The sequence below is a fragment of the Collinsella sp. An7 genome (genome assembly GCF_002159335.1).
In the GTDB taxonomy this organism is placed as follows: Bacteria; Actinomycetota; Coriobacteriia; order Coriobacteriales; family Coriobacteriaceae; genus Coprousia.
The window spans coordinates 1-4,491 of sequence record NZ_NFHP01000017.1 but is presented as its reverse complement, the minus strand read 5'-3'; the positions used below and the strand labels follow the sequence as shown (position 1 = coordinate 4,491).

Annotated in this window: 7 protein-coding genes; all 7 read left to right on the top strand. The window is 57.4% G+C overall.

Annotated elements, in window-relative coordinates:
* Positions 1-276: 276 nt before the first annotated feature.
* Entirely contained in the window at positions 277-543 is a 267-nt protein-coding gene (locus B5G20_RS10040) for a hypothetical protein (RefSeq protein WP_087356777.1), read from the top strand.
* Positions 540-824: a ribbon-helix-helix protein, CopG family gene (locus B5G20_RS10035; protein ID WP_087356776.1), complete on the top strand. Its 285-nt coding sequence runs from the start codon at positions 540-542 to the stop codon at positions 822-824. Before B5G20_RS10040 ends, B5G20_RS10035 begins: the two co-directional genes overlap by 4 nt.
* A gap of 62 nt (positions 825-886) precedes the next feature.
* A complete protein-coding gene (locus B5G20_RS10030) occupies positions 887-1,465 on the top strand; it encodes a Rep family protein (RefSeq protein WP_087356775.1) in 579 nt (192 codons plus the stop codon).
* Between the two features lie 278 nt (positions 1,466-1,743).
* The gene (locus B5G20_RS10025) at positions 1,744-2,190 is read left to right on the top strand and encodes a hypothetical protein (RefSeq protein ID WP_143750275.1); all 447 of its coding nucleotides are present in this window, start codon (positions 1,744-1,746) and stop codon (positions 2,188-2,190) included.
* A 310-nt stretch (positions 2,191-2,500) separates the two neighbouring features.
* Positions 2,501-2,833, top strand: a complete 333-nt coding sequence (locus B5G20_RS10020) for a hypothetical protein (protein ID WP_087356773.1) — start codon at positions 2,501-2,503, stop codon at positions 2,831-2,833.
* The gene (mobV, locus tag B5G20_RS10015; protein WP_087356772.1) at positions 2,833-3,828 is read left to right on the top strand and encodes a MobV family relaxase; all 996 of its coding nucleotides are present in this window, start codon (positions 2,833-2,835) and stop codon (positions 3,826-3,828) included. Before B5G20_RS10020 ends, mobV begins: the two co-directional genes overlap by 1 nt.
* 131 nt (positions 3,829-3,959) lie before the next feature.
* Positions 3,960-4,454 (top strand): hypothetical protein, encoded by a 495-nt coding sequence (locus tag B5G20_RS10010; protein WP_087356771.1) that lies wholly within the window; start codon positions 3,960-3,962, stop codon positions 4,452-4,454.
* Positions 4,455-4,491: the final 37 nt, after the last annotated feature.

The window sequence follows — 4,491 nt, the reverse complement described above, 5'->3', positions numbered from 1 at the left end:
CGGCTTCGGCAGCGTCGGCGGCGCTGCCGAGCGCGAGAAGCAGGAGGGCAAGGAGATGGGCGACGGCCGCGAGCTTGGCTAGATCAACGGCCGCCGCACACTGACGTGAACGGAGGGGGGTACCCACGCGGGTGCCCCTCTCGCTCGTTCTAGGAGCGATTTTAGCCCGTTGTCTTCAATATTGTGGAGGTTGCTGGCCACTTTGCGAGTTTTGATTTTTAAGACTGGTGTATACTATAAGTATGACGAAATGGTATGACTTTGAGAGGAGGGGCGGTGGGGCCGGACATTCACCCGAACGCGCTGAAGCATCTGAGTAGAGATGAGGTGCTTGAAGCGTTTGCGTCTGTCACGAAGAGCATTCAGCGAGCGAGCGATGACGAGCCGCCGCGCTGGCTCATGGTCGGCTTTCTCGCCAACGGTGCGGATGTTGAGTTGATTGCGGTGGAGACGGTTAGCGGATGGCTGATTATCCACGCAATGTCACCCGTTCAGAAGAAGTTTAGCGACGAAATCGAGAGGACGGAAAGGAGAGCGCGATGAGCAAGGCTTATGTCGCGGCTGACGGTCGCGAAATCACGGAAGAGATGATCGGGCGTTGGTGTGATGCCTATGAGCGCGGTGAGTTTCCCGATGGCGAGCGCACGGTTGGTCGCGTCGTTTATGGCCGACCTCCGCTTTCGAATGAGGGGACAGCGGTCATTTCGATTAAGGTTCCTGTTGGAATGAAGAAGGCGATTGAGAGGAAAGCCAAGGCTGCTGGTGTGAGTACGAGCGCTTATGCGCGAGCTGCTCTTTCCGACAAGCTGATTGCCGTTGGCTAAAAAAGAAAAAGCCCCAGCTACTTGGCGGCGGCGGGGCTGTCTGAAGACGATTGGATTATAGCATGGCTGATAGCAGCGCCGTAAAAGCTCGGTACTGGACATTCTTGGTCTATCCGGAGTCAGCTCCGGAAGATTGGCTTGGTGCTCTCAAGAGGTCGCATGGTTCGTATGCGGTCAGTCCGCTGCATCAGCCGGATGATGAGACGAGCAAACCGCATCACCATGTCATTTACCAGCACGGAAATACGACAACGCTAAACGGTGCAAAGGCGGCGATACCCGAGGATGTTCCGGCGAACGGATATGTTGAGCCGGTTGCGAACCCCTCGAATATGCAGCGCTACCTCATACACCTTGATGACCCGGAGAAGGAGCAGTTTGCAGACGGTGCCAACTCAATAACGCTGGTGAACGGATTTCCGCTTGACTTGACGCGTGAGCTTTCGAAGTCGGAGAAGGCGCGAATCAGGCTTGACCTTATGAGTATCATCAGGGAGAACGTGGTCACCGAATACAGCGATTTTATTTTCGGCCTAATGGACATGGGAGATCCCGACATGTTGGATTATGCGTGCAGCCATACGATTCTGTTTGAAGGGGTTATTCGTTCGGTGAGGAACCGGGCGAAAGTGGTGCAGTAGGCGGGTCAATGGAGCTGTCGGTGACTACGGGGGCGGAGCGCTCCGCGTAAGCGGATCGCTCAGACCTCGTTCACCGACAGCGGAATTGACGCGCCGGGCGAGCCGGAAAAGAGACTTGGAGAAGGGTCGATGACGCTCTGCGCCATCGACCCTTTCCTTGCCAGGGTCTTCAGCTGAGGTTGATTACGGTAAGACGGTTGTTCTCTCGTGCAAACAGTTTATGCTGGGATTATTGGAAGTTTTGGGTGTACCGCATATCGGTTTTGGTTGGGGGATTTATGAGGAGATTTGTCTGCGTTGCATTCGTATGTGCAATGGCATTGCCCATATCGCTCTCTGGGTGTCACAAGAAGATTGATACTTCGGAAGACGTGGCGAGCCTTGCTGAGGAGCAGGAATATGACAGCTATTCAAGTGAATACAGTAAAGGGATACCGTCTCTAAGAAATCGTGGAGAGATGCTTGATGAGGAGGGCGTGCGAGCAGAGCGCCTTATGAACGACTACGAGAGACAGATGGAAGATTGGAATATCGAGTACCAGAATTTCCTGAATCTCCTAGACCGCGGACAGCCAGAAATAGATTATCCGCCATATAAGGAGGAAATTGAGAGATGGGCGAACAGCATAATTTATTACGACCAGCAGCTGGTACCCGATGCATACAAGTCAACGCATCAACAGTGGATCGATAGGGCTACGGAATTGCGCTTGCGAGTAAGGTAGGCCGGCTAATTAGAATCAAGCGCAACTATGTACTCCAAGCGTTCTGGAAGACCAATAGGGGGGGCTTACTACGACAGCCCCCCCTATGGGTGACGTGTGACGTGTGACAGAGCGGGGGAGCTCGAGGGGGATTCACCCCCTCGTCTGCACCTAAAGGGTGCAGACGAGCAAGGAACGGAGAGACGCGCAGAACGGAAACTATGGTTTACGTTCGGAGAGCCCCGCAGGGCAGGGACTTACGAAGTAAGTCTAACCTGCTAGACTTATGGATATAAGTATTCGTGTGCCCGCGTTTCAGATTGGAGCTGCGATGTTCGGAAAGAAGAAGGCAAAGCCGCGCGAAATCAACGAGCTGGCAAAGGCTGTCGATGAGATGGAGTCTGAGAGCGAGTCTGGCTATTGCAGCCATTCCAAGACGCTAGAACTGATACGAGCGGCGATTGTTCTTGATGATGTCTTGGGCGACTCGGAATGCCCCAAGCTCGCTGCTGATTGGGAGTCGGACAAGGATGCGGTGCGCGGCTTCAACGTGGCGCTCGGCGAGTTCATCGAGGAGTTTCAGAGGACGATAGACGAGCAGGATGAGTGGATGCCTTGCGAGGATGGCAAGCCGATGCTATACGGGGCGGGAGATGACGAGTAGTGGCGCACATCGAGAAATACAGGGCTGAGGCGCTGGGCGGGATGCTCGGGCACTACGAGCGCTGGGGCGGAGACGTCGACAAGCTGGCTGGGCGGGACAACATCGACCCGAGCCTGACGCCGCTCAACTACAACCTCGGACCCGAGCGCGATGGCACGCAGAGGGAGTTCATCGACAAGCGGATTTCGTCGCTGAATTTGAAGCGCAAGCCACGCAAGGACGCCGTGCGCATGTGCGACTGTGTGCTGACTATGCCGCGCTCTCTGGATCCATCGCGCCGCGATGAGTTTTTCCGATCCGCCTACGCGTTCCTTGCGCGCCGCTATGGGGCGGAGAACGTGGTGAGCGCATGGGTTCACCTCGACGAGCCGGACGCGCAGCCGCACATGCATTTCGCATGGGTGCCGGTCACAAATGACGGTCGACTGAGCGCGAAGGACGTGTGCACGCGCAGTGACTGGCGGAAGCTGCACCCCGAGTTGCAGGAGCATCTTGAGTCCGAGCTGGGCTGTCCGGTTGAGGTGCTTCTGGATGATGAGAAGCAGGGAGAGAAGCAGCTTAGCCACCTGAACCAGAGAGAGTACCGTGCGGCGAAAAAGGCGCTTGGCGAGACGCAGCAGAAGCTCGCAGAAGCGCGGCGGCAGCTTGCCGACGAGCAGCGGCGATTGGAGGGGCTTCAACGAGCGCGAGAAGCAGCTGAGCAGCGAGTTGGCGTCTTGGAGTCCGTCGCTTCCGACTGTCATGCCGTTGACCGTGCGCCAGATGGCGAGAAGGTCGGTCTCGTTTGTCAACTTCTTGGGAGATGCGTTGAGCGTGTCCGCACGATAGCCGGACAGCTCACGGCGGAGTTCTCGGCTCGGCTGAGTGCCTTTCTTGCTCCAGGTGGGGCTACGACTCCGATTGTTGCGCAGACAGTCGTTCGGCCTTCGCCTGGCGGTTCTGGCAGACAGACTGAGAAGCAGCGGCAGGCCGAACGAGAGGCGCGCCAGAGGTAGTAAGGGAATGAGAATTTTTGCGTTTCACGAGCGCAGTTGCGTGCATCAACGATTTCAACACACACCGTTTGACCTGCGGTTTTCTTGCTTCTACCATGGTTTTAGCAACTTCTGAAAGGAGGTGATAAGAAATGGTTACTTCAATCGAAAAGGCCGACGTGCTTTTCGCGTCTGGCCGCTCCCGTGCCTATCCGGTCGCCCTTGAGTTTGGCGATGCCGGGGTGGTCGAGTTCGACCTCGATAACGAGGTCGGTCTCACCGTCGAGCGCCGCCGCGGCTCGCTGCCGGGCTTCGGCAAGCTCGTGAGCTGGGCGTGCGATAAGATCTTGCGTCATGACAAGTTGGGGCGGACCGACATCGAGGAGCGCAGCGGTCGTTCCGTTCTGCTCCCCATCGAGGTTCTCCGCAGGGAGGGCGATGAGGTGGTCAGCGTGACCACCACCACCGGCTCGGCGTGGGTGCTCTCGGGTGACAAGTACGTGTCCGTTGCCGGTGCCGGTTCGTGCGACGGCGCGGTGGCTCAGACGTGCTACCTCGGTGCTGGCGGCTTCGGCAGCGTCGGCGGCGCTGCCGAGCGCGAGAAGCAGGAGGGCAAGGAGATGGGCGACGGCCGCGAGCTTGGCTAGATCAACGGCCGCCGCACACTGACGTGAACGGAGGGGG